The organism is Streptomyces sp. NPDC101776 (genome assembly GCF_044766845.1).
Lineage (GTDB): Bacteria > Actinomycetota > Actinomycetes > Streptomycetales > Streptomycetaceae > Streptomyces.
Genome location: NZ_JBIWMV010000032.1, coordinates 21390 through 46032, shown reverse-complemented (window position 1 = coordinate 46032; position 24643 = coordinate 21390). Strand labels below are relative to the sequence as shown.

Here is a 24643-nt window from a genome sequence, read left to right as displayed (position 1 = left end):
CTGCCCTCGCGCACCGCGGCGCCGGGGGCAACGGGTCAGTGCAGTTCCTGGTCCGCCTCCCGCTCCCCCGCGCGGCCTCGCCGTACGCCGGAATCCGCGGACGCGGAGGCGGATGGGCCCGCGGTCGGGCCGTGGCCGTTGGACGAGGAGGCGTGGCCGTTCGACGGGGCGTGCCCGTTGGAGGCGGCACGTCCCCCGAGTGCGGCGTGTCCGTTGTCCGGGTGGCCGAGGTGGGCCAGGGCCTCGCGCATCTCCTGCGGGGTGGGCTTGGCGATCTGGTTGCCGTAGAGCCAGCGGCTGAGGCGGTGGCGCAGGGCCTGGCTGCGCCGGTCGGGGTTGGGGACGCCGTCGTGCTCGGGGGTGGGGGCGGCCAGCGGGGTGTAGGCCCTGCGGGCCAGCAGCTCGTACTCCCGCTGACGGTCCAGGCGTTCGTGGACCTCGACGAACTCGCCGTCGGGCAGCCGCCTGATCCGTCCGGTCTCGCGGCCGTGCAGCAGGGTGTCGCGTTCGCGGCGCTGCAGGCCCAGGCAGATCCGCCGGGTCAGGACGTAGGTGAGCGCGGGGACGGCAAACACGCCGATCCGCACCGCCCAGGTGATCTGGTTCAGGGACAGGTGGAGCTCCTGGGCCAGTACGTCGTTGGCACCGCCGAAGAACAGCACCAGGTACAGGGCGACGAAGCCGACACCGAACGCGGTGCGGGTGGGGTGGTCGCGCGGGCGGTCCAGGAGATGGTGCTCGCGCCGGTCCCCGGTGACCCAGGCCTCCAGGAACGGCCACAGGGCGATCACGGCCATCATCAGGGTGGGCACGATGACGGCGGGGATCAGGATGCCGAGGTTGACGGTGTGTCCGCCGAAGCTGAACTCCCAGGCCGGCATGGCCCGCAGCGCGCCCTCCAGGAACCCCATGTACCAGTCGGGCTGGGAGCCCTGGGAGATCTGGTCGGCGCGGTAGGGGCCGTAGGTCCACACCGGGTTGATCTGCGCGATGCCCGCCAGCAGGGAGAGCACCCCGGCGATGAGGAAGAAGAAACCGCCGGCCTTGGCCGTGTAGTGCGGGAACAGGGGCTGGCCCACGACGTTCTTCTCGGTGCGGGCAGGCCCCCGGAACTGGGTGTGCTTGTGGTAGAAGACCAGGATCAGGTGCACGGTCAGCAGCGCCACGACGATGCCCGGGATCAGCAGGATGTGGAAGCCGTAGAACCGGCCGATCACGTTGTGGCCCGGGAACTCCCCGCCGAACAGGAACATCGACAGGTACGTGCCCACCAGCGGGATGGCCAGGGTGACGCCCTCGGCGATGCGCAGGCCGGTGCCGGAGAGCAGGTCGTCGGGGAGCGAGTAGCCCACAAAGCCCTCCAGCGTGACCAGCACCAGCAGCACGAAGCCGAACAGCCAGTTCAGCTCGCGCGGCTTGCGGAACGAGCCGGTCAGGAAGTGGCGCAGGGTGTGCAGGCACAGGGCGCCGATCATGGTCAGCGCCGACCAGTGGTGCAGTTGGCGGATGAACAGGCCGCCGCGCACCTCGAAGCTGATGTGCACGGTGGAGGCGTAGGCCTGCGACATCCGTACGCCGTGCAGCGGGGCGTAGGAGCCGTTGTAGACCGTCTCGGACATGCTCGGGTCGAAGAAGAGCGTGAGCCAGATCCCCGTCACCAGCAGCACGACGAAGCTGTAGAGGGCGATCTCGCCGAACATGAACGACCAGTGCTCGGGGAACACCTTGCGCACCAGGAAACGGAAGCTGTAGATCCCCAGCCGCCCGTCGGTCCAGTCGGCGACCCGCTCACCCCGCGAGGGCGCGGTGCGGGTGCTGCGGGGGGATGCGTCGGTGCCGGTCATACCCGTGCCCCTTCCTCTGGCTGCCGGACGCTTTGGGCAGTACTGGCCGTATTGGCGGTGCGGGTGGTCTGCGGGGGCGCGGGCCGGGCCCGGCCCGCGGGTGGGAGAACGGTCCGGAACGGGACACGGTGGTCGTACGACGGGACCGGGCGGCGGGGAGGATGCGGCGCGGCCGGGACACGGCCGGCACACGGCGGGGCCGGCTGCCGGGCTGCCTGCGGCGCCCGGGGCCGGGGTCCGGCCCTGGGCGGGAGGGGTGCCGGGACGCGGTGGTGGTGCGGTGGGGCCGGCCGGCGGGTGGGGTGGGGGTGGCGCGGAAGTGTGCCGCTCTCCCCCGTGCCCAACTGGCCTGCGCTGTCTGCCCTGTCGGGGGTGCGGGCCGGGGCAGAACCCGGCGGTCCGGCTTCTTGGGCGGCTGGTCGGTTCACGTTCTCCACTCTCGTCATGCGGGACACCTCGTGGGACCGGGTGCGGGGCGGGGTGTTCACGGCCTCCTCCGCTCACCGGCGGGGGCCGCCGTGGGCGCGGGTGCGGCGGGGCGCGGGGCGTCGGCCGGGGCCGGGCGTGCAGCGGCGGGTGCCGGTGCGGTGCGGCGGCGGGGCGCGTCCGCGCCGTGGGTGGTGCTGGGGGGCGCGTACGTGGCAGGGCCGCGCGGGGTGCGTAGGGCGGCCCGCAGTGCGCGCGGGTGCAGCGCCGCGGCCGGGGCGGGTGGGGTGCCGGGGGCGTGCAGGGTGCGCAGCAGCAGGGTGGCCGCGTACGGGTCGGTGGTCGCGGCGGCCGCGATACGAGCCGCGTACCAGGCGGTGTACCGGGCGGTGAGAGGGGGGCGCGGTGAGTTGTTCTGTGACGCCGCTTCTTGGTCGGCGGCTGTTGTGGCGGCCATGGACTCCGTGTCCGGGGTTTCCGGGGTGCCCCAAGTACCCGTCGTTGCTGGTGCGTTGGGGGTGCCCCGGGTGGCCGATGTGCCCGTTGCGCCCCGGGGGTTCGAGGTGCCCCAAACCTCAGTCGTTGCAGGTGTGTTCGAGGTACCCGGCGTGCCCGTCAACGCCGGGGCGCCCCAAGTCCCCTTCGTTCCCGGGGTGTTCGGGGTGTGCGCCGGGGCTGGGGTGTCCGGGATATATGTCGCGCCGGGGGTGCGGCGGGCCGTTCGCCAGGCGGGGGCCACCTCGTGGGCCAGGGCGTGGCGCAGGCGGTGGCTGATGCCGACGGCCGTGCCGTGGGCGACCAGTAACCGGTCCAGGGCCAGGGCGCACTGCACGGCCAGCGCCATGCCCTGGCCGCCGGCCGCGTCCAAGTCCGCCAGCGCGTCGCCGACCACCAGGAACTGGTCGGGCCAGCGGCGCAGTTTCTCGTAGCGGTGCCAGCGGACGCCGGTGCGGGTGCAGCCGTAGACCGGGCCGAGCGGGGTGGCGGACTCCAGGACGTCGTGCAGCAGCGGGTGGCGCAGGGCGCGTGCGGCGCGCAGCAGTGCGGTGTGGCCGGCCGGGGGGCGGGCGGTGGTGCCGGTGGTGGTGAGGGTCACCGACCAGCGGCCACCCTCGACGGGGTGCAGGACGCCCTGGCGCGGATGGCCGGGCGCGGCCATGAGCAGCAGGCTCTTCCAGTCGGCGACATGGCCCACCGGCGGGGCGAACACGGCGGTGGCGAAGGCGGCCGGGGCGGCGGCCAGACTCGACGGGGGCTGCTGGTAGCCGAGTTCGGCCAGCCAGCGGGAGGTCTGGGAGCCGCGGCCGGAGGCGTCCACCACGAACTCGGCCGGCAGCAGGCGCCGCGCACCCCGCCCGCCGCGGTTGTCGGGGGCCGTGCGGTCGCGGGCGCGTATCCAGACGCCGGTGACGGTGTCGTGGCGGCCGCCGCGCAGGGCGACGGCCTCGTGCCCGGGCAGGAAGTCCACCTTCGGGTCGGTGCACAGCCGCGTCCGCACCACCGCGTCGATCAGGTCGCGGCCCGCGGAGAGCAGCGGCAGGCCGGCGTCGAAGCGGGGCAGCCAGCCGCCCGGCCCCAGCAGCAGCATGTCCTTGGGCACGATGACGCGGACCGCCCCGGCACCGGCCAGGTCGTGGCCGATGCCGGGGAACAGACGTTCCAGTCCCTGGTGGGCGGCCGGGACCAGCACGTGGGTGTGCCGGGCTTGCGGTACCCCCGGGCGGCGCCCCGGTCCGGAGGGCACCCGGTCGCGCTCGATCACCGTGACGTGGTCCATGAAGCCGGCCAGGGCCCGCGCCGCGGTGAGCCCGGCGAGACCGGCGCCGATCACCACGGCACGCCCGTGGCCACCACCCGCGCCGGCCCCCGCGTATGCACTCAACTCGGCTGCCCTCCCTGCTCGTTGTGTCTTCATCATGCGGCGCCCCGACACCCCCCGACGGCCGCTTCGACCGCCCGCGGACCACCTCTCCAGCACGCCTCCAGCGAGGCTGTGGACAGGCTCCGGGAGTATTCGAGAAGAGCTCCAGCAAGATTCGAGCGGCAGCGGCGTGACCAGGGAGAAGAGCGGGCCGGGGGTGGTTGCGGACGGCGTGCGGGGGGGGCGGGCCGGGGGGGCTGCGCCGACCTTGTTCCGGGGGACGGAGCTGGGGCCCTGGAACGTCTGCCTGGGGGCCGGGGCGACGTGTCCGGGGCCGGGCCGAGGGGCGGGCGTCGAGCCAGGGGGCAGGCCAGGGTGTCCGGGCGTCGGTCGGGGAGCCCCGCGGGGAGTCCGGAGGCCGGGCCGAGGGGCCGGCCCGCAAGTACCCTGGCACCGGACCGGGGGGGTGCCCGGGGCAGCGTCGCGGGCATCAGGTACGCCGGATGCGGCCGCCCGGACCGGCAGGCACTCGGGCGCCGGGCCGGGAAATGCCGCAGGCGCCAGCGCGGGCGGCGAGTCCGGCCGGCTGAGCTGCCCGGGCCCGCGGGTGCGAGGTCGTCAGGCGGGTCCAGCGGGTCCGGTACCTCACCCACCGGTCCGGCAGGTCCGGCAGGTCCGGCAGGTCCGGCAGGTCCGGCAGGTCCGGCAGGTCCGGCAGGTCCGGCAGGTCCGGCAGGTCCGGCAGGTCCGGCAGGCTGAGCCTCCCGGATCGGTGGGTGAGGCGCCATCAGGCGCCGTGTCCGCCGGACAGCGCCGCCACCGCACCCGAGCCCTGGTCGGAGCCCGTGCCCGTACCCATGCCCTGGCCGGAACCCGTGCCGGTGCCGGTGGGGCCCGGCGGGGTGAGGGCGCAGTCCATCAGGGCCGCCGCGGCGCCGGTGTACCCGGCTGGGTCGAACAGGGCCGTCGCCTCCTGGGGGTGAGGACGCCGGCCAGTTCCGGGAGGCCGACCAGGACGTCGGCGAGGGGAGGCCGGTGCGGGTGGCGAGCAGGGAGGCACGGGGGAGGAGTTCCCTGGCCGCGGTCAGGCGAAGGCGGGGAGCCAGGACGGCCGAGACACGCTCGGACAGGAACTGTCCGCCGGTGGCGGTGAGGTTGGCGCGCATCCGTTCGGGGCGCACGGTGTGGCCGCGGGCGAGTTCGAGGGCCGTGTACGCGACGCCGCCGGTCAGCCACAGGCACTCGCGCAGCGGCTGACCGGCGACGCCGCGTGTCACACCCCGGCGGAGCGTTCGTCCTCGGCGGCCAGGCACTGCGTCAGGACCGTCGTCTGCGCGGAGGCCTGGAGGGCGGCGGAGCGGATCAGGATCGCCGGCACGGGGTTCCGCTTGTGCGGCATCGCCGAGGACGCGCCCCGGCCGGCGACGGCGGGCTCGGCAACCTCGCCGATCTCGATACGGGCCAGCACCAGTACGTCCGCGGTGATCTTGCTGAGCGTTTCGGCCGCATGGGCGAGGCCGGCCGCCAGATCGGCGAGGGGGTGCGCAGCGCGTGCCGGGGCAGCACCGGTGCGACCAGGCCTCCCGAGGGCTGGCGCCGGGCCAGCCGGGGCGCATCGCATCCGTCCGCCGCCTGCCCGCCGTCCCCGCCGTCGCCGCCGTCCCCGCCTGTCCTCCGGCCGGCCCGCGTATGCCGAAGCGGGGATCCGGCACCCGGGGCCACTCACCCGGGGGCGGCACCGGCACCGGATCCGGTGGCGCGGCGGGAAGTCCGGGAAGTGCTAGGCGGCGTAGCGGTCGACGGTGGAGCCGCGGCGCGGGCCGGCCATCACGTCGAGTTCCGGGTCGACGGCGAGCATCGCCTGGTGCAAGCGCTGGAGCTGCGGTGTGGGTTCCACACCGAGTTCGTCTATCAGCCGTCTGCGCAAGCGGCGGTAGACGTCGAGGGCGGAGGCCTGCCGGCCGGACCGGTACAGAGCGAGCATCGCCTGCGCGTGCAGGCCCTCGTGCTGGGGGTGGCGGGCGACCAGGTCGGTGAGTTCGGCGATGAGTTCGGCGTGTCGGCCCAGCCGCAGGTCCGCGTCGATGCGCCGCTCGACGGTCACCAGCCGTGACTCCTCCAGCCGCAGCACCTCGATCTCCAGCACCGGGCCCAGTCGTACGTCCACCAGGGCCGCCCCCTGCCACAGGGCCAGGGCCTGGCGGAAGCAGCGGGCGGCGCGGTCGTCCTCGCCCTGCTCGAAGGCCTCCTGGCCCTCGGTGATGAGGTGTTCGTAGGTGTGCACGTCCACGGACTGGGGCGGCACCTGCAGGACGTAGCCGCCGTGCCGGGTGGCCAGCACGTTCTTCGCGCCGCCCGGGGCGCCGGGTCCCATGGCGGCGCCCAGGCTACGGCGCAGCTGCATGATGTAGGTCTGCAGCGTCGTCACCGCGCTCTGCGGCAGTTCCGTCCCCCAGATCTCCTCCATCAGCGTCGACACCGGCACGACGCGGCCCGGGTACAGCGCAAGCAGGGCGAGCACCTGCCGGGGTTTTCCGGCGGTCGGTACGATCGAGTCCCCGTTCACGGCGGCACACAGCGGACCCAGCACCTGAATCTCCATGGTTTCCTCCGTTCGTCGTGGGGCACTCCCGATGGCGGAAATGCGACGGTGAATCTGCACGCTAGCCGCCCCCGCACCGGAGGCGCGGGTTCCTTCAGCGGCCTTCGAGCGGTCCTCAACGCCACTTTGTCGGGCAGCGCCGAAGGGGCGCTCCACCGGAGGGAGACCCGGGAGAACCCGCCGGAGCAAATACACCGGCATGGCTGATCACCTCCATGGAACGCCGGTTGACGGCGCCCACTCCTCCCGCAGGCGCTTGCCCGCTCCGCGGTTTCCCAGCTTGCCGGTCTGCCGGCGCACGCTGCCGCGAACTTCGGGAATCCGGGGCAGGCCGGGAGTCCGGGGGCAGGTCGAGGAGTACGGGACGCGGGCGAAACCCCTTCCGCCGTAGGCCTGTTGACCACACGCGCTCCCCACACCCGCCCACTCCCCGTCCTCCGCCTCCCGGCCCACCGGCGCGCGGGTGCGGTGAAGTCCGGTACATCCGGGACGGGTTGGCGAGCACGGGGCCGAAAGCCGGAGGCATCGGCGGGCGGCGGCTCTGCCGTCATCACCCGCCCGGCGGACCGGAACGGCCCCGCTGTCATCTCCCGGCGGACGGCGTCCGTGCCGGCGCCCGTGCCGCTACGGCGCCGGCCGGCCCGGTGCCGGAGGACACCAGCGTGCCCAGCTCCCGCCGGTGGGCAAGGCGCGGCAGCAGCACCTCCCACACGCGGGTGACGTTGTGCCGCCGCAGCCAGGAGGTGTCCGTGGCGCCGAGGACCTGCAGGCCCACGGTCGCGGAGACGACGACCCGGGCGGCGTCCGCCCCGGACACTCCCGGCGCGAGCGCGCCGCCGCGCCCGAGGCGGCGCAGGCTGTCCTCGACCCAGTGCTGCCACTGCGCACGCGGGCCCGGACCGGCGTGCGGGGACGGGGCGGGGCGTGCGGCGGCGTCACCGGCGAGCCGGAAACCGGCGCGGACCACGACGTCCCGCGCCAGGGTGTCCATCAGGGCGTGGGTGGCGTCCACCACCGCCTGCAAGGACTCGCCGTGGCGGCGGCGGGCCGCCCCGGTGATCTCGGACACCGCCACGGCGGCCCGCTCCTCGACCGCCTCGGCGAGCATGTTCTTGTTGGCGAAGTGGAAGTGCAGCGCCCCATTGCTGACCCCGGCCCGCGTGCTGATGGCGGCCAGCGACGCGGGGGCGAAACCGGCCTCGGCGAACACCTCGGACGCGGCCTCGATCAGCGAACGCCGCGTGCGTGCGGCCCGCTCCTGCTTGACCATGTGCTGCCTCCCTGGGCACCGGGACGTCGGTCTCCCCCGCCCCCTTCCGCGCACAGACCCGGCACGGAAGGCCGCCGTACACACGAAGCCGCAAGCCGGCACGGGCACGGCGGGGCAGGAACCGCACCCGATAGACTAACAAACCGCACGAGCGGTTTCATATATACGGGCACGAGGCAGGCACGAACATCACTGGTCAACGAGTGGGGGCCGCCACAGGCGGCCCCCCGTTATGTTTTCCGCGGTCCTGCAAGAGGGCCGCTGGTCTCCGGGCCCGGCATGACTGTTCCCCCCTGCCGTCTCCGGACGCTCCCCTCACCTCGCCGTTGCGGGCGGGTTCTGTGCCCGGGGTCGGTATTGGCGTCTGTCAGTGGCGGCCGGGCTCGTCCGGGGGCGGGGTGAAGGCTTCGAGGTGGCCCTGGGCCCAGTGCCGGAAGGATCGGGCCGGGTGGCCCGTCAGGGTGCGGACGGTGTCCTCCACGTGAGCCTTGGCTCCGGCCCGCTGGCGTTCCGCGCTCGCCAGGAGGGCTTCGACGACCGGGGGCGGGTAGCGTCCGATCAGCCCCGCACGGGCCTGATCGGGGGTCAGTTCCTCGAAGCGCAGCGGGATGCCGAGCAGCCGGCCCAGCTCGCGGGTCTGGCCGGCGGCGGTCACCGCCCGCGGTCCGGTCAGGGTGTAGGCGCGTCCGGCATGGCCCTCCTCGGTCAGGGCCCGTACCGCGGCCTCGGCGATGTCGCGGGGGTCCACGCAGGCGTTGGGCGAGTTCCCGTGCAGCGCGCGGACGGTGCGCTCGCGACGCACGGTGGCGGCCCAGGACAGGGAGTTGGACATGAACGCGCGCGGGCGCAGCAGCGTCCACTGCAGGCCGCAGCCGCGCAGCAGGTCCTCGTTCGCGCGCTGCCGGCAGGTGACGAGGTCGTCGGCCCCGGGGTCCAGGACGGCCGCCGCGGAAAGTTTCACCACTCGCAACACCCCACCCTTGGCCGCGGCCGTGAGGAAGGCCGCGTCGTCACCGCCGTCGAGGCGGGTGGTGACCAGGAACGCCGTGCGCACTCCGTGCAGGGCCCCGGCCAGCGACGGCGGGTCGGCGTAGTCCCCGGCAACCGTCTCCGCCCCCGGGAACATCCCCGCCGCCTTCGCCGGGTCCCTGGTCATGACCCGCACACGCAGGCCCGCGGGCAGGGCGCGGACCACTTCCCCTCCCACCGTCCCCGTCGCACCCGTCACCAGGATCACCGGGTCCGGGTCCTGCCCGCGCCCGGCCTCAGGCACCGCCCGCCGCCCGTCCTCACTCATGGCCCACCCGTCCCCCCACGCCCTCTTCTCCCTCATCTCCTCCCACATCCCCTTCCTCATCCCTTTTCCCATCTCCTCCCGCATCTCCTTCCTCATCCCTTTTCCCATCTCCTCCCGCATCTCCTTTCCCATCTCCTTTCTCCTGCGTTCCTCCGCGCCCGCGTCCCTTCCGCCGCCCGTCCCGTTCCGCGACGGCTCTCCGCGGGTCCTTTTTACGGCCTTTCACCGCTTGTTCTTCGGTTTCTTCGGTTTCCCGGGCGGCGGGCCTGCCGGGCGGGGGCGCACGGAGGTGTTGGGGGTGGTGCGATGTGTTCCGGTCTGCCGGGGCGGGGCCGAGCGCGGTAAGATCCGGACTGGACGGTTTTTATTGGGCCTTCGGGCCCGTCGGACACGGAGGACCGGGGGCGGCGATGCAGGACCGGGCGATCCTCACCCGCCAGGCGATCCTCGCCGCAGCGGCCGGGGTCTTCGAGGAACGCGGCTACCGGGCCGCGACGATCAGCGAGATCCTCGTCCGGGCGGGGGTGACCCGCGGCGCGCTCTACTTCCATTTCTCCTCCAAGGAGGATCTGGCGGAGGGGGTGATCCGCGAGCAGGACGGCCGGCTGCCGGGGGTGGGCCCCGAGTGCGTCGTCCAGCAGTTGGTGGACACCGTGGTGCTGCACGCCCACCGACTGCGGACCGACCCGGTGGTCCGGGCCGGTGTGCGGCTCGCGCTCGACCAGCAGGCCGAGGGGCTTGACCGCGGCGGTTCCTTCCGGCGCTGGGGCGAGGTCGGCACCGGCCTGCTGGAGCAGGCGCGAGAGCGCGGCGAGCTGCTGCCGCACGTGGTGCCGGCACAGACCGCGGGCGTCCTGGTGGGGGCCTTCGCCGGGGTGCAGGCCCTGTCCCGGTCCCTGTCCGGCTACCAGGACCTGCCGCGCCGGGTCACCGACCTGCTGCGGCACGTGCTGCCGTCCGTCGTGATCCCCCCGGTGCTGGCCGCCGTCGACCTCTCCGAGACCAGGGGCGCCTGGGTCCAGGAGCAGCTGCACGACACCGGCGGCGTGCCGGGGCCGGCCCCCCTCATCACCTGACCACGCCCACGCTTCGCGCCGCATCCCCTGCCACCGCCCCCACTCCGGCCACTACACCCGCACCGGCGTCCGCGTCGGCGTCCGCACCTGTGCCGGTGCCCATGTCCATGTCCGTGTCCAGTCGTCGCCTCGTGGTGCCGAAGGCCGCACCGCTCCCGCTCCCCGTGCCGGTTGCCGCACCGCCGCCGGCGCCGGTGCCGGTGCCCGGCGCTTCCTGCTCCATGCGGCTGTCCTGCCGGAAGTAGGCGCCGAGGGCGGGGGCGAGAGGGCCGGCGCCGGCCGCCCAGGCGACGTATCCGTCCGGCCGTACCAGGACCGCCCCGCCCGGCAGGGCGGCGGGCGCCTGGACACGCACCACCCGCAGCAGCCCGGCCCACGGCCGTGCCTGCGTCTCCCAGCGGCCGCTGTCGGCCGCGTCGGACAGCAGGAGCAGCGGCCGGCCGGCGGCCAGCAGGTCGATCACGTCGGTGCGGCCCCAGGCGGTGGCCAGTTCGGTGTTGGGCAAAAACCGTCCCTCCCAGGGCGAGGGATCGGCGGCGCGCGCGGGCAGCACCGTGTCCTGGGCGCTGACCATCGAGGCCAGCACCCCGCCCTCCCCCGCCCCGCCCCGCGCCAGCAGTTCCCCGAACAGAGTGCGCAGCGGGTCCAGGCCGGTGTCCGGGCGCATGAGGGCGAGCTGGGCGCGGGTGTTGTCGATGACCCGCTGCGCGGCAGGGCGGCGTTCCTGGTCGTAGGTGTCCAGCAGGCCCGGCGCCGCGCCGCCGCGGACGGCCAGGGCCAGTTTCCAGCCGAGGTTGAGGGCGTCCAGCACACCGGCGCTCAGCCCCTGGCCGCCGATCGGGAAGTGGACATGGGCCGCGTCCCCGGCCAGCAGGATCCGCCCCGCGCGATAGGAGCGGGTGATACGGCTGAAGTCACTGAACCGGCTCAGCCACCGCGCCCGCCCCATCGCGACCTCCCGCCCGGTGATCAAGGCGACCTCCCGGCGCAGTTCCTCCAGGGTGGGCGCCACCTGCCGCCCGCGGTGCGCACCCGAGCAGTTGAGGGTCCGCAGACGGACCGCGCCGGACGGGACACCCCCGGCCCCCGCGACACCGCCCCCGGTCCCGGCCCCCCAGACGCCCCCGGCCTCCGTGACGGCCCCGGCCCCCGTGAGGACCCGGGGCTCTGTGACGGCCCGGGGCTCTGTGACGGCCCGGGGCTCCGTGACGTTCTTGACGACGATCCAGCCGCGTTCGGTGCGGTGCCAGCCCGGGCGCAAGGCGCCGGGCTCCTCCAAGAGGACGTCGCCCGCCAGCGCGGAGACCGTGGCCGGGTAGCTGCGGCAGGCGAAGCCCGCCTGCTCGCGCACCGTACTGCGCGCGCCGTCCGCGCCCACCGCGTAGCGGGCCGTGCAGGTCACCGGGCCCCGGCGGCCCTGGGCCGTGACCCGTACCCCGTCCGGCCCCTGGCGCACCCCGGTCACCCGCAGACCGCGCAGGATCACCACACCGGCCGCCCGCGCCCGCGTCTCGAAGTGCCGCTCCAACTGCTCCTGCTCACACTTGAGGACCGGCGGCGGCTCCAGGGCCGGCGCACACATGTCCAGCCCGGGCATCCCCGCGAAATGGAACCCGCAGCGCGTCGCCGCCGGAGCCGCCGCTCCCCCGGGCAGGCCGGCGAGATGCCCCCGCCGCACCAGGCACTGCACCGCCCGGGCGTGCAGCGTGGTCGCCTTGGGCCGGGCGGACACCCCGCCCCGCTCCTCCATCACCACCGTGCGCACCCCGTACCCCGCCAGCTCACACGCCACCAGCAGCCCCACCGGACCCCCGCCCACGACCACCACCTGCGCCCGCACGTCACCCGAACCCGACATCCCTGGCCTCCCCCATCTCGTCCCGGACCCCGCCCTCCCAGCACCGCACCGCCGACGACGGAACACCAAAGCCCGGAACCGGAAACACCGGAGAACACCGGGAGACCGGAACGCCAGGAGAAGACGGAGAAAGGCGAAGAAGGCATGGAGACCAAGACAGCGACGGCTACAGAAGAGGAGCGGAGGCGGGAGAAGGACGGACGGCATCCCGTGCCGCACATGCGCGGCGCGGCACGGCGTCTCCCCCTCCGCCCCCTTCTCCTGCCTTCTGCCCTGCCTGCCTGTTCTGCCTCTGCCTCTGCCTCTGCCTCTGCCAACCCGCTTACGGCTTCTCGCGGCTTCTTCCGGCGCGGCCCGGCTCAGGTTCTGCGGGGCCGGGCGGACCGTCCAGGGTGCGGACGCCCGCCAAAATATACCGGGTGGACGGTTCTTTGCAATGGGTCCGGAGAACCGTCCGGGAGAGGGGGTCGCGGGAGTGCGGGCACGGGCCGGGCCCCACGTCCGGAACGGCGGCCGTCCGCACGGTGGAAGGGCAACAGCGCGACGGGGACGGCCTGTTGGAGGGCGGGGGCCGGTACCGGGAGGTCCATGGAGGGCCGGAATGCCCCCCGGGGACAAGTAGTCCGGTCGCCTGACGGCGACACCCTGTGTGCGTGAAAATCGGTGTGTGGTCGTCCGGCTGACGTCGTATCGCCTTGTTGCGTTCCGAGCCCGTGGGTCAGCAGGACGCTGGGGGTCCACCGACAGGCACCCGGATGTGTTGCTCCGAGCACGTGAATCAGACTCTTCCGCCTGCCAGACCCCCGCCGGACGGCCGCGCGCTCGCGGCCGACGACCGGAGGGGGTGCCGACGTGATGGAAGTGATCCACGAACGTGTGGCGGGGATCGACATCAGCAAGGTCGACGTGAAGGTCTGCATCCGCGTGCCCAGTGAGAAGCGGCGCCGCAGCGAGGTGCGGACCTTCTCCGCGATGACCTCCGGACTGCTGGCCAAGCGGGACTGGCTGCTCGCCGAGGGCATCACCGTGGTCGGCATGGAAGCCACCGGCGTGTACTGGAAGCCGGCGTTCTACCGGCTCGAACACGACATGGAGTGCTGGCTGCTCAACGCCCGGCACATGAAGTCGGTGCCCGGCCGCAAGACCGACGTGAAGGACTCCGAGTGGATCGCCAAACTCGTCGAGCACGGCCTGGTCGGCCCCAGCTTCGTGCCGCCGGAGCCGATCCGGCAGCTGCGGGACGTCACCCGCTACCGCACCGAGGTCGTCCGGGAGCGCACCCGCGAGACCCAGCGGCTGGAGAAGCTCCTGGAAGACACCGGTATCAAGCTGTCCGCCACCGTCTCCAACATCCAGGGCGTCTCCGGACGGGCGATGCTGGAGGCCCTGATCGCCGGCGAACGTGACCCACGCGTGCTCGCGGACCTGGCCAAGGGCAGCATGCGCCGCAAGACCGACGCCCTCACCGAGGCCCTGACCGGCACCTTCACTGCCCACCACGCGTTCCTGGCCCGGGCGATGCTGGACCGGATCGACGCCTCCACCGCCACCGAGACCCGCCTGAGCGAGCACCTGGAGGTGATGCTGCAGCCCTTTCGCCGCCTAATCGGGCCCCCTGCTGGGCTCGACAGTCTTGCTGCCGTCGGCGCAGGCTGCCCCGTCCTTCTCTCCCCCGCCTGCTCCCGAGCGAATCCGGGCCGGGGAGCTGCCCCTGCCACCGACCGCCCCTTCGAATGAGGCCGGGTCCTGCACCCGGACCGTCAACCCGCATGGCACCGGCTGCGTTTCGGCCGACTGGCGTGCCCTGCAGAACGGCGGCTTCCTTCCGGACGGCCGTACCGTCACCGTGCGCGTGACCTTCGCCGGCGCAGCCGCCGCGCCCGACCCAAGGAGCGTCTACAGCGGAAGTCAGCTGGTCCTCGTGCGCACCGACCGGGCCACCTTCCCGGGCGGCGACGCCTGGAAGTGCCTGACCTGCGGCACACCGGCCGCGGGCCGGCAGGGCATGACCGACGACACCAGCTACCCCCAGCCGTTCGCCGACGGCAAGCGGGTGCTGTACGGGACGAACGTCGTCGACTGCGGCCCCTACCAACTCGCCTCACCGGCCTGCACCCCGGCCCGCATCCACGTCTATCCGATCCGCTGGAACACCTCGGCCGACGGCTCGGGGCCGGGCACCGCCATCCGGGAGCTGCGTCTGCACCCGGACCAGGTGCATCTCGGCTTCAACAGCGTCTCCGTCACCGGCGGACGCCTCGACCAGTACGGCTACTTCGGCCGTCTGCGCTTCGACCCCGCCCCGAAGACCGGTGAGCCCCTCGTCCCCCGCTACGAGGTGGAGAAGGTGTCGCGGCTGTTCGACGCCGCCCCCACCGCGCAGCCGGTGCACATCGACGCCCGCGACCCGTCGAAGCTGGTGTTCGACCCCTCGCTGCCGGGCGTCGGTGAGTTCCGCGGCTTCTCCAGGAACGGCCGGGAAGCCTTCTACGTCGGCTATCCGGTCGAGTCGTCCAACATCGACCTGATGGCCGTCGATCTGCGCACAGGCAAGGTCCGCCGGATGACGGCGAATCCCGGGTACGCCGATCCCGTGGACGCCTCGCCGGACGACCGGTGGATCGTGGCACTGGACACCCGCGGCACCAACCGCATGACGTTCGCCTCCGGCATGACCGGAATCCCGGCGGTCACCGACCTGCTGTCCACCTCCGTGGTCTCCTCCGTACGCAACAACGGCCAACGGCGCTTCTTCCAGCCGTATCTGATCGACCGTCACGGCGACCGCGGCTCCTACCAGGGCCAGCGGCTCAACTACTCCCGTACATCGCCGGACTGGAACGCCGGCGCCGACCCGCGCTGGTCCCCGGACGGCACGGCGGTCGCGTACTACGAGCGGCTGGTCTCGGCGCCCTCGTGCGGCGGAGTGAACCCGCTGCCGTGCCCGGCGTCCACCGAGCCGGGCGGCCGGCGCACCCGGCTGATGATCGCCCGCCTGACGGACCGCAAACCGGTGCGTCGGGGGCCGGTCGCCCCGGTGTCCGACCTGGTGCCGTGGGGCACGCCCTATGTCCCGGGTACCCCGGCTCCGCAGCGGCCCTACCCGCCGCAGGGGACGTACACCCTGAGCGGCAAAGCGTCCGGCAGCGCTCGGGTCCATGTCGTCTGGGACGACGCGAAGACCGCCGTGAAGACCGTGTCCCTGCGCTACACCCACTACTCCGACGACGGCAGCGCCTTCCTCGACGGCTCCGAGAGCGTGACGCACACCAGCACCAGCACCACCCTGACCACCCTCGACTGGTACTCGGACCTGGTGAAGACCGGGCGCAGCGGCAAGGTACTGGCTACCAAGAAGACCAGTGCCGACGGCTTCCAGCTCACGATTGACCTCTGGCAGACGGTCTTCCAGGCGACCGGCACCCTCACCACGACGGTCGGCTCACGGACATACACCCAGCCTGCCAATGGAACCTGAGCGTCTGCTGCGATCGCAGTAGAGGGAAGTGTCTGCGTTCGCCCAAAGACGAGAGACGGGAGCGATGCGAGCGTGAGATCGGGCCGGTGTCGCCGGCCCGATCTCGTGTGGCGTATCCCTGGAAAGGCTCGTCGATGTCCCCTCTCGCCCGCTGGTGCCACCGGCACCGGCTCGCCGTCGTCCTGGTCTGGGTGGGCCTGTTGATCGGTCTGGGGGCCGGGGTCGGCACGGCCGGCAGCGCCTTCGGCAACAGTCAGACCTCGCAGAACACCGACTCGGCCAAGGCCACGGCCCTGCTGCAGCACGCCTCGAACAGCGCGGCGGGCAAGAGCGGCAGGGTCGTCTGGCAGCTGACGGACGGCGGCAGGGCCACCGAGCCCGCCGCCGAGCGCGCGATGACCGGCGCGCTGGGGCGGATCGCCCACGCGCCGGGGGTCGCCTCCGTGACCAGCCCCTACACGCCCGTCGGCAAGGCGCAGGTCAGTAAGGACGGCAGGACGGCTTACGCCACGGTCGCGTTCGACCGGGACGTGGCGGACGGTCGGATCGAGCACGTGAAGTCGCTCGCGACCGCTCCGGAGTCGGCAAGCCTGCACATCGCGCTGAACGGGCAGGCGTTCACCGTCAACCCCGAGCCGAATCCGGTCGCCGACGCCATGGGCATCGCGCTCGCCTTCGTCGTGCTGCTGTTCGTCTTCCGGGCGGTGTGGGTGGCGGTGCTGCCCATCGTGACGGCCGTCGTCGGCGTCGGCACCTCCGCGGTCGCGGTGATCCTGCTCGGCCACGTCATCACGCTGTCCAGCACCACGCTGACCCTCGGTTCGCTGATCGGTCTGGGCGTGGGCATCGACTACGCCCTGTTCATCGTCAACCGGCACCGCGCCAACCTGAAGGCGGGCATGGGCGTCGCCGAGTCGATCGCCAAGGCCCTCAACACCTCAGGGCGGGCCGTGGTGTTCGCCGGGCTGACCGTCGTCGTCGCGCTGCTCGGCATGCTCACCCTGAACGTCGGCATCATCAACGGCATGGCCATCGGCGCGGCCGTCACCGTCGTCCTGACCGTGCTGGCAGCCATCACCCTGCTGCCCGCGCTGCTCGGCATGATCGGCCACCGGGTCCTCAGCCGCAGGGAACGCCGCGCTCCCGTCGGCGACGCGAGCGGGTCCGGTCTGTGGGGCCGGTGGGCCGCGCGGGTCCAGGCCCGGCCCAAGGCGCTCGGCCTGCTCGCCCTGGCCGTGCTGGCGGCCCTCGCGCTCCCGACCCTCTCGCTGCGCCTCGGCGCCTCCGACGACGGCAACCTGCCCACGACCTCGACCAACCGCCAGGCGTACGACATGATCGCGGGCGGGTTCGGGCCCGGCTTCAATGGCCCGCTCGTCCTCGCCGTCCAGGCCCCCGGCGCCGCCGACAGGACGGCCGAGGCGAAGCTGGTCACCGCCCTGAAGCGGGTCGACGGCGTCGCCGGTGCCACCGCCGCCCCGCTCGAGGAGGGGCAGACGGTCGGTGTGATCTCCGTCGTCCCGACGACCTCCCCGCAGTCGGCGGCCACCTCCGACCTGATCGGCCACCTGCGCAAGGACGTGATCCCGCAGGCGGAGCACGGCACGTCGATGAAGGTCTACGTGGGCGGCCTCACCGCGAGCAACGACGACTTCGCGTCGGTGCTGATGAGCAAGCTGCCGCTGTTCGTGCTGGTGATCGCCGCGCTCGGCTTCCTGCTGCTGACCGTCGCCTTCCGCAGCCTGCTCATCCCCGCGGTGGGCGCCGTACTGAACATCCTCAGCATCGGGGTGGCCTTCGGCGCCATCGTCTTCGTCTTCCAGTACGGCCACGGCGCCTCGCTCCTCGGGCTCGGCGCCGCCGGACCGATCGAGTCGTTCGTGCCGATCCTCGTCGTCGGCATCATGTTCGGCCTCTCCATGGACTACCAGGTCTTCCTGGTCAGCCGGATGCGCGAGGAGTGGGCCCACACCGGCGACAGCCGGCGGGCCGTGCGGGTCGGCCAGGCCGAGACCGGCAAGGTGATCGTGGTCGCCGCCGCCATCATGTTCTGCGTCTTCGGCTCCTTCGTCTTCGGCGGCATGCGGGTGATCTCCGAGTTCGGCGTGAGCCTTGCCGTCGCCGTCGCCCTGGACGCCCTGCTGATCCGGATGGTCGTCGTCCCGGCGCTCATGCACCTGTGCGGGCGGGCGAACTGGTGGCTGCCGCGACGCCTGGACAAGGCGCTGCCGCGCGTGTCCGTGGAAGGACCGTCGGACGAGCCGATACGCCCGCCGCAGCAGCCGGTGCGGGAGCCGCAGCCCGCCGGACTGACCGACTGAGACCGACGCGCACGCGGGGCGGCGACAGGCCGGAGCGGACCCGGCCTGTCGACGGCCCGCGCTCCGTACATTGAGGAAATGCAGGTGACAGAGGTGAGGCGGTGGCTCGCCCGGCACGACCGGATCAGGGACGGGCTCCCCGCGGCGGTGCTGGTCGTCGTCGCCGTGGGCGCGACGGCCGCCGGGGACTCCGGCTGGCACGCGCCACGGGCGGCGGGCGTGGCCTGGGTGGCGCTGTCCTGCGTCCCCCTGGTGTTCCGCAGCCGCTGGCCGCTGCCGGTCGCCGTACTCACCCTGGCGGTCGATCTGACCGTCATGGCCCTGGCCCCGGACCGCGCCCTTACTCCGGCGGCGAGCCTCGTCGCCCTGTACACGCTCGCCACCCGCAGCAGCCGACGCACCGCCTGGACTGTCGGCGTCACCGCCTCCGTCGCGATCACGGGGGTCTACGCCGCCACTCACCAGGAGCCGCTCCTCGTGGGAACCAGTCTGCTGAGGTTCGACTTCGCGATCGCGGCCACCGCCCTGGGCGACGCCGTCCGCAGCCACCGCCGGCACCTCGCGCAGATCGAAGCCCGCGCGGAACGCGCCGAGCGTACCCGCGACGAGGAAGCCCGACGCCGCGTCACCGAAGAACGAGTGCGCATCGCCCGCGAGCTCCACGACGTCGTCGCCCACCACATCACGCTGGTCAACGCCCAGGCGGGGGTGGCCCACCACCTCATGCGCACCGACCCCGACCGGGCCTACCAGGCCCTGACCCACATCAAGGACAACAGCCGCACCGCCCTCGACGAACTGCGGGCCACCGTCGGCCTGCTGCGCCAGCCCGACGACGCACCCGACTCCCGGGCCCCCATCCCCGGCCTCGCCGACCTTGATGCCCTGGTCAGCAGCGTCCGCACCGGCGGCCTGCCCGTGACGGTGACCCGCACCGGCCTCCCCAGGCCCCTGGCACCCTCCATCGAGCTGACGGCCTACCGCATCATCCAGGAAGCCCTCACCAACACCCACAAACACGCCTCCGCGGCACACGCCGAGGTGGCCCTGGACTACGGTGCCACGACCCTGCACGTCACCGTCACGGACGACGGTCCGCCCCACGCGGCCAAGGGGCCCGGCACCGGCCACGGCCTGATCGGCATGCACGAGCGTGCCACCGCCGTCGGAGGAACCGTCACCGCCGGCCCACGACCCGAAGGCGGCTTCCGGGTCGTCGCCGAACTGCCCCTCGCCCTCGCCCCCACCACCGTCTGACACACCCGTGAGGAAAACGCCGCCCATGACGATTCGCGTCCTGCTCGCCGACGACCAGGCCCTGCTGCGCGGCACCTTCCGGCTGCTCATCGACGCGCAACCCGACATGGAGGTCGTCGCGGAGGCGTCCGACGGCCGTGAAGCCGTACAACTGGCCCGGTCCGAGCGGGCCGACGTCGTGGTGATGGACATCCGGATGCCCGAGGTCGACGGCATCGAGGCCACCCGGCTCATCGGCCGGGACGAGGACATGGCCGGAGTGAAAGTCCTCGTCCTCACCACCTTCGAGGTCGACGAGTTCGTCGTCGAAGCACTCCGGGCAGGTGCGAGCGGCTTCCTCGGCAAGGGGGTCGAACCCGCCCAACTCCTCGACGCCATCCGCCTCGTCGCGGCGGACGAGGCGCTGCTCTCCCCCGTCGCGACCAAAAAACTGATCGCGCGGTTCCTCGCCCAGCCGTCCCCCGGCGGGCTCGCCGACCCCGGCCGCCTGGCGACTCTCACACCGCGGGAGCGCGAGGTGATGACCCTCGTGGCCACCGGCCTGTCCAACGGTGAGATCGCCGAACGCCTCTTCGTCACCCCCGTCACCGTCAAGACCCACGCCAACCGGGCCATGGCCAAACTCGGCGCCCGCGACCGCGCCCAGCTCGTCGTCATCGCCTACGAAAGCGGCCTGGTCCGCGCCGGAGAGACGCAGTCCTGAACACGGCCTCCCACGGCGTCGCGCCCATAGGACGCCGATCAGGATCCCCAGCAGGCCGATCATGCCGGTCGTGACGGACGATGTCAGTTCCATGGTGGTCATGTCTCCGTGTCTCAGGGCGAGTTAAGCGGCGGGACACTCAACCCCCGGCACGTGGACGGGGGTTGGCGGGGCTACCAGGAGGCCGGGGTGTACTGCTCGATCAGGTCCTTCAGCCAGTGGGGGGTCACGTCCCCCGCCCCGTGACGAGTAATCGTCAAGACCTGTGGATGGGGTGGGATGTCGCCTCGCCTTGCGTCGCGGTCGCGCCGAGGGGACGCTTCGTCACTGCGCAGACCGTGGCCGCCTCAGGCGAAGTCTGCTGCGGTGATGCCGTCGGCGTGTCCCGGCGGCCACTCCACCAACTCGATCCGGTACCCATCCGGGTCCGTGAGCCACGACGTCTTCGGGACGTGGGGGCCGCCCGGGTACTGGAGGGGTTCGGGTCGCAGGCCGGCTTCGGTCAGCGTCTCCAGGGTGGTGGCGAGCGTGTCCACCTGGATCGCGAGGTGGTCGAAACCACTGCCCACGTCGACCGGTCCGTCGCCGGGGCGGTGGACCAGTTCGAGCGAGGCCGCCGGTTCACCGGGGAATTTGAGGATCACGAGGTGAGCCCCGTCGCCGACCTTGACCCTGCCCAGTTCGGCGTAGCCCAAGGCGGTGTAGAAACCGAGCGAGCGGTCCAGGTCGGTGACGCGGTAGGAGACGAAGAGCGTCTTCACGCGGCCTTCTCGGGCCGATGCACCCGGTAGCGGAGGTGCGTGACGTCCCGGTCCTCGAGCCGTCGGACGAGGCCGAGTTCGATGTGATCGCTACCCAGGTGGTCGAACAGCCGTCGGCCGTCCCCGAGGAGGACCGGAACCAGGTGGATCTCCATCTCGTCCAGCTGCCCGGCTCGCAGAAGTGCCTGAGCCGCCCCCGCCCCATGGACCATGACCGGCCGGTCCCCTGCTGCTGCGCGAGCCTGACGGGCGCAGTCCTCGACATCGGTGACGAAACGCGCGTGGCCGGGTGGCACGTCCCCGTCATCCACCTGGTGGGTGAGGACGAAGATCGGCACGCCGTCGTGGTGGTCGCCCTGCCAGCGTCCGGCGAGTTCGAAGGTCCGACGGCCGGAGATCACCGCTCCGGTCGCCGTCGCTTCGCGGTAGACCTGGCCGCTCGGACCGTCGGACTCCCGGTCGTCGAGCCAGTTGAAGAGCCGTCCACCGTCGCGTCCGAGCTCCTGCCCCGGCCGATCGTCCGGTCCGGCGATATAGCCGTCGAGCGACATCGACATGTACAGCCGAATCGGATTGTTCATCCTCGCCTCCATCTCCCCTCCATGACCGGGATCCGGCGTTTCCTGATCCGCCGACGGGGCGGGCTTGTCACAAGGAAGACTTCAGGCAACCGGCAAACTCATCGGCCCCACGCGCCGGCCTGTTGCCGGGCCGAGGGGGCAGGAGTCATGCCCCCTCGGTCAATTGCGGTCGTTCAGGCCGCATGGCTCTCGGAGCGTTCGACGAGGCGGCCGCGCGCCGATCGCGCGAGATCCCACCACCCGCACGAACGGCTGCGGCCCGGCTTCCCCGACGGACCGACGCTTCGCCGTCGCCGTGCTACGGCTGCAGGCTCCACGGCGGGCAGTAGTTGTTCAGCCACGTCACAGACGGACGTTGGTACCGTCCGGGCTGTCGCAGTTGGCGACGTCGGCCTGTTCACGTCAACGGTAGGCATTCCACTCTGTCGAAATGCTGCGCCAGGAGATGTCCGGCCCCATCGTGAGACAGTTGCCAGCCGTTCTGGCCGGTGTCCACCCCGTCCGTATAGCGCCAGAGCACCCTGCCGTCGGCCGCGCCGATCGCATAGAACCCGTCTTTGTTGTCCGCCGCCTGTACGACCACCGTTCTGGGAGTAGCCACGAGCGGCGCCGAGACGTTCACCGGGCCCGTCGCGCAAAACCAGCGGCGGACGCCGTTCGATGTGTCAAACGCATGGACCCCCGCCTTGCCGGTGTCGGTGCAGTAGACCCTCTGCCCGTTGCCTCCAAGGGAAACGAACGCACCGTGGGCGCCCCCGGCCTGCCAACGCACCTGCCCGGTGACAAGATCCAGGGCAATCAGCTTGTCGCCGGCCGCGAACACAGTCCCGCCGAGTACCAGGGGACGTGCCGAAACCTCATAGCCGATTCGGTGGCTCCACAGCACGCTTCCGTTGACGGTGCTGCGCACCGTGACCCGGCTCAATCCGTCGACGTAGACGAAATAGCCAGGCAGGATGACCGGTTGCAGAACGATCGTCGTGTCCTCGCCGCTGACGTTCACGATCCGCGCCCGGCGCGCCAGCAGATCTGTGGCCAGGATTACTTTCTTGGACGAGGTCGCTGCACTCTGGCCGTCGTCGACCTGCACGAACTGAAGACCCTCGATCGTGATGGTGTGATCGCCGGAGCTGCCCAGGATGCGGTCGAACTGAAACTCACCCCCGAAGTCGAGGTTGAAGCTCTCGCTGCCTGTGACGGGATCGACGCCGATCACTGTCGCCCTGTTGCCGAGGGCGACGACAGCGCCAGAGACGACGAGCGGAGGTGTGGGCGAAGGGCTGATGCCCTGGTACGTCCATCTCGGTCGGCGGCCATCGGCCAGGTTCAGCGCGATCAGCGTGCCCTGCTGCCCCTTGACCAGCGCCGTGCCGCCGTTGAAGCCGGCCTGGGCCGGTACGAGTACGTCCCCTTGGTACGTCCACAGCGGTCGCGGGGCGGTGCCTACCGTCCGGACACCGATCCCGCCCTGGGCGCCGGCTCCTCTCGCCGATGCCAGCCAGGCACCGCCGGCGAGGAACACTCCCGTGGCCCCGGCGGCGGTGAAGATCCGTCGGCGGGAGACCGAGCCGCCCTCAGGTCCGCCCGGACGGCGCGGCGTCAGTACCTCGCCGATCATCGGGGCGTCCCCGTGCGGCCACGCCGACACGCCACCGTACGATGCCGTCCCGCTCCTCCCCCGCTGCCAGCTGCCGCCCGGCCCGATCGACCCGGTCCGCAGCTCCGTGCGTGCCTCGACCGGTATACGCAGCGGCAGTTCCAGATCCATCACGGCAGCCGCATGCCGTGCGATCGCCGACGCCAGTTCCGGGGGCAGCCAGCCCGACCGCAGCAAGCCGTCCGCGCCGACAGCTGCAAACAGCCCGGACAACCGCCCGGGAGTGGGCCGGTCCTCCGGGGCCTTGGCAAGACAGCTCCTGACGATACGTCTGAGCGGTTCCGGAAGGCCCGTGAGATCCGGCTCACCGTGTACCACCTGGTACAACTGCGTCGCGACCGACTCCTCCCGGAAGGGAGGCGAGCCGGTGGCGGCGAAGACCAGGACCGAGCCCAGCGAGAACACGTCACCGGGTGGGCCCAAGGGCCCGGCGACCACCTGTTCCGGACACATGTAGCCGGGGGAACCGACCACGACACCGGGCCTGGTCACCGCCGTGCCGCCGATGGCCCGTGCGATACCGAAGTCGATGACCCGCGGTCCCTCGGCGGCGAGCATGACGTTCGACGGCTTCAGATCCCGGTGCACCATGCCGGCCGCGTGAATGGCTTCCAGTGCCTTCGCCAGCCCTGCGCCCAGCACCCAGAGCGACTCCTTCGGCAGCGGGCCGAACTCACCCACCGCGTCCTGCAGCGTCGGCCCGAGCACGTAGGAGGTGGCCAGCCAGGGGGTGACGGCGTCCGGGTCGGCGTCTACGACGGGTGCCGTGTGCTCCCCTCCGACGGACCTGGCGACCTTTACCTCACGCCGGAACCGGGACCGGAACGCAGGGTCATCGGCGAGCTCCGGTCGGACCGCTTTGACCGCGACCGTCCGACCTCCGGGAGAGCGCGCGAGATAGACGCGCCCCATGCCGCCCGCGCCGAGCCGCGCGACGAGTCGGTAAGGACCTATGCAATCAGGATCCGCTGGGTCCAGTGGTTCCATGACAACGGCGACCTGTTCTCGGGTTCTCGACACCCGGGCGAGCAGAAACTACGGGTACGCAGGGGCGTATGTGCAAAATGACGCCTGCAGGGGCAGCGTAGAGGGCGGGGAGACCGCGCCGGGGCGAAACCGGTTGTCCGGGAGGAAGTTCACTGCTTCCGCAACCGGTGATGCCGCCAAGTCAAGGATACGGCTGGGCCCGGACCTCCCCGGGCAGGACACCCAGCTTGCGGCGGCCGCTTTTGATGAGTGCCTGGAGGCGGGATATCCACTGCCGCGGCGACGCCTGGACAGGGTTGGTGGTGGCGCGTAGCAGGTGCAGGGCGCGGCCCTGCTCCGACGGCGGGTGGAGGCGATGACGGTGTCTCCGATCTCCCTGCGGGAGAGACGAGTCAGGGTGGTCGTGCGCCTGCCTCCCGGGCAACGCCAGGGACGGTCTGGCCGGCCTCGGATGCTCTTCGCTGTGTGTCAATGCGGCACTGACGGCAGGGTGCAGGCGTGGCCAACGCATCCGGCACCATGACCGCCCCCGGTCCGATTCGGCGGAAGGGCACAGCGCTGACGCGTCAGTACCCGGCGTTCGAGAAGCGGCTGCCATGGCGCGCCCTACATTTGAGGCATCGGTTCGTGCTCCACCCGACCCGTCCGACAGGCCCTGGTGTGG

17 protein-coding genes are annotated in these 24643 nt (G+C 72.4%); 6 read left to right on the top strand and 11 right to left on the bottom strand.

Translation table 11 applies throughout. The annotated features are described in order from the left end of the window. Window positions 1-35: 35 nt before the first annotated feature. From ACIRRY_RS48410 to ACIRRY_RS48380, 7 genes are all read right to left on the bottom strand, one after another. Entirely contained in the window at window positions 36-1844 is a 1809-nt protein-coding gene (locus tag ACIRRY_RS48410) for a cytochrome bc complex cytochrome b subunit (RefSeq protein WP_403986394.1), read from the bottom strand. 484 nt (window positions 1845-2328) lie between these two features. Then, complete coding sequence (locus ACIRRY_RS48405; protein ID WP_403986391.1) at window positions 2329-4152, bottom strand: NAD(P)-binding protein; 1824 nt, start codon at window positions 4150-4152, stop codon at window positions 2329-2331. 766 nt (window positions 4153-4918) lie between these two features. Beyond that, window positions 4919-5050, bottom strand: coding sequence for a hypothetical protein (locus ACIRRY_RS48400; protein WP_403986389.1), 132 nt, complete (start codon window positions 5048-5050; stop codon window positions 4919-4921). 354 nt (window positions 5051-5404) lie between these two features. Beyond that, on the bottom strand, window positions 5405-5752 hold the full coding sequence (locus ACIRRY_RS48395) for a lyase family protein (protein WP_403986387.1): 348 nt from the start codon (window positions 5750-5752) through the stop codon (window positions 5405-5407). Window positions 5753-5911: 159 nt separating this feature from the next. Further along, window positions 5912-6733, bottom strand: coding sequence for a BTAD domain-containing putative transcriptional regulator (locus ACIRRY_RS48390; protein WP_403986384.1), 822 nt, complete (start codon window positions 6731-6733; stop codon window positions 5912-5914). 583 nt (window positions 6734-7316) lie between these two features. Beyond that, window positions 7317-8003: a ScbR family autoregulator-binding transcription factor gene (locus ACIRRY_RS48385; protein WP_403986381.1), complete on the bottom strand. Its 687-nt coding sequence runs from the start codon at window positions 8001-8003 to the stop codon at window positions 7317-7319. A 367-nt stretch (window positions 8004-8370) separates the two neighbouring features. Next, window positions 8371-9240: an NAD(P)H-binding protein gene (locus ACIRRY_RS48380; RefSeq protein WP_403986461.1), complete on the bottom strand. Its 870-nt coding sequence runs from the start codon at window positions 9238-9240 to the stop codon at window positions 8371-8373. 470 nt (window positions 9241-9710) lie between these two features. Here ACIRRY_RS48380 and ACIRRY_RS48375 point away from each other — a divergent pair, with 470 nt between their 5' ends. Next, a complete protein-coding gene (locus tag ACIRRY_RS48375; RefSeq protein WP_403986378.1) occupies window positions 9711-10376 on the top strand; it encodes a ScbR family autoregulator-binding transcription factor in 666 nt (221 codons plus the stop codon). Here ACIRRY_RS48375 and ACIRRY_RS48370 read toward each other — a convergent pair. Beyond that, window positions 10369-12234 carry an FAD-dependent monooxygenase gene (locus tag ACIRRY_RS48370; RefSeq protein WP_403986375.1) on the bottom strand — a complete coding sequence of 622 codons (1866 nt, stop codon included), beginning with the start codon at window positions 12232-12234 and terminating at the stop codon, window positions 10369-10371. The genes ACIRRY_RS48375 and ACIRRY_RS48370 overlap by 8 nt on opposite strands. Window positions 12235-13089: 855 nt before the next feature. Between ACIRRY_RS48370 and ACIRRY_RS48365 the strand changes: the two genes are divergently transcribed. The 5 genes from ACIRRY_RS48365 to ACIRRY_RS48345 all read left to right on the top strand — a co-directional run bounded on the left by ACIRRY_RS48365 (window position 13090) and on the right by ACIRRY_RS48345 (window position 19993). Next, window positions 13090-13971, top strand: a complete 882-nt coding sequence (locus ACIRRY_RS48365) for an IS110 family transposase (protein WP_403986458.1) — start codon at window positions 13090-13092, stop codon at window positions 13969-13971. Between the two features lie 115 nt (window positions 13972-14086). Continuing rightward, window positions 14087-15712, top strand: coding sequence for a TolB family protein (locus ACIRRY_RS48360; protein ID WP_403986372.1), 1626 nt, complete (start codon window positions 14087-14089; stop codon window positions 15710-15712). Window positions 15713-15846: 134 nt separating this feature from the next. Then, on the top strand, window positions 15847-18033 hold the full coding sequence (locus ACIRRY_RS48355) for an MMPL family transporter (protein ID WP_403986369.1): 2187 nt from the start codon (window positions 15847-15849) through the stop codon (window positions 18031-18033). Window positions 18034-18111: 78 nt separating this feature from the next. Continuing rightward, window positions 18112-19290, top strand: a complete 1179-nt coding sequence (locus tag ACIRRY_RS48350; RefSeq protein WP_403986366.1) for a sensor histidine kinase — start codon at window positions 18112-18114, stop codon at window positions 19288-19290. Window positions 19291-19315: 25 nt separating this feature from the next. Continuing rightward, window positions 19316-19993, top strand: a complete 678-nt coding sequence (locus tag ACIRRY_RS48345; RefSeq protein ID WP_403986363.1) for a response regulator — start codon at window positions 19316-19318, stop codon at window positions 19991-19993. Between the two features lie 347 nt (window positions 19994-20340). On the opposite strand, the gene ACIRRY_RS48340 is transcribed toward ACIRRY_RS48345, so the two are convergent. The 3 genes from ACIRRY_RS48340 to ACIRRY_RS48330 all read right to left on the bottom strand — a co-directional run bounded on the left by ACIRRY_RS48340 (window position 20341) and on the right by ACIRRY_RS48330 (window position 23979). Beyond that, window positions 20341-20754, bottom strand: a complete 414-nt coding sequence (locus tag ACIRRY_RS48340) for a VOC family protein (RefSeq protein WP_403986360.1) — start codon at window positions 20752-20754, stop codon at window positions 20341-20343. Beyond that, window positions 20751-21335 carry a dihydrofolate reductase family protein gene (locus tag ACIRRY_RS48335; RefSeq protein ID WP_403986357.1) on the bottom strand — a complete coding sequence of 195 codons (585 nt, stop codon included), beginning with the start codon at window positions 21333-21335 and terminating at the stop codon, window positions 20751-20753. The genes ACIRRY_RS48340 and ACIRRY_RS48335 overlap by 4 nt, the downstream gene beginning before the upstream one ends. A 397-nt stretch (window positions 21336-21732) precedes the next feature. Next, complete coding sequence (locus tag ACIRRY_RS48330) at window positions 21733-23979, bottom strand: PQQ-binding-like beta-propeller repeat protein (protein WP_403986354.1); 2247 nt, start codon at window positions 23977-23979, stop codon at window positions 21733-21735. Between the last annotated feature and the right edge of the window lie 664 nt (window positions 23980-24643).

Excerpts from the sequence above, each read along its gene's own strand:
- ACIRRY_RS48410 (WP_403986394.1), bottom strand. The coding sequence starts at position 1,844 with ATGACCGGCACCGACGCATCCCCCCGCAGCACCCGCACCGCGCCCTCG.
- ACIRRY_RS48400 (WP_403986389.1), bottom strand. The coding sequence starts at position 5,050 with ATGGACTGCGCCCTCACCCCGCCGGGCCCCACCGGCACCGGCACGGGT.
- ACIRRY_RS48395 (WP_403986387.1), bottom strand. The coding sequence starts at position 5,752 with ATGCGATGCGCCCCGGCTGGCCCGGCGCCAGCCCTCGGGAGGCCTGGT.
- ACIRRY_RS48390 (WP_403986384.1), bottom strand. The coding sequence starts at position 6,733 with ATGGAGATTCAGGTGCTGGGTCCGCTGTGTGCCGCCGTGAACGGGGAC.
- ACIRRY_RS48385 (WP_403986381.1), bottom strand. The coding sequence starts at position 8,003 with ATGGTCAAGCAGGAGCGGGCCGCACGCACGCGGCGTTCGCTGATCGAG.
- ACIRRY_RS48375 (WP_403986378.1), top strand. The coding sequence starts at position 9,711 with ATGCAGGACCGGGCGATCCTCACCCGCCAGGCGATCCTCGCCGCAGCG.
- ACIRRY_RS48370 (WP_403986375.1), bottom strand. The coding sequence starts at position 12,234 with ATGTCGGGTTCGGGTGACGTGCGGGCGCAGGTGGTGGTCGTGGGCGGG.
- ACIRRY_RS48365 (WP_403986458.1), top strand. The coding sequence starts at position 13,090 with ATGGAAGTGATCCACGAACGTGTGGCGGGGATCGACATCAGCAAGGTC.
- ACIRRY_RS48355 (WP_403986369.1), top strand. The coding sequence starts at position 15,847 with ATGTCCCCTCTCGCCCGCTGGTGCCACCGGCACCGGCTCGCCGTCGTC.
- ACIRRY_RS48350 (WP_403986366.1), top strand. The coding sequence starts at position 18,112 with ATGCAGGTGACAGAGGTGAGGCGGTGGCTCGCCCGGCACGACCGGATC.
- ACIRRY_RS48345 (WP_403986363.1), top strand. The coding sequence starts at position 19,316 with ATGACGATTCGCGTCCTGCTCGCCGACGACCAGGCCCTGCTGCGCGGC.
- ACIRRY_RS48335 (WP_403986357.1), bottom strand. The coding sequence starts at position 21,335 with ATGAACAATCCGATTCGGCTGTACATGTCGATGTCGCTCGACGGCTAT.
- ACIRRY_RS48330 (WP_403986354.1), bottom strand. The coding sequence starts at position 23,979 with ATGGAACCACTGGACCCAGCGGATCCTGATTGCATAGGTCCTTACCGA.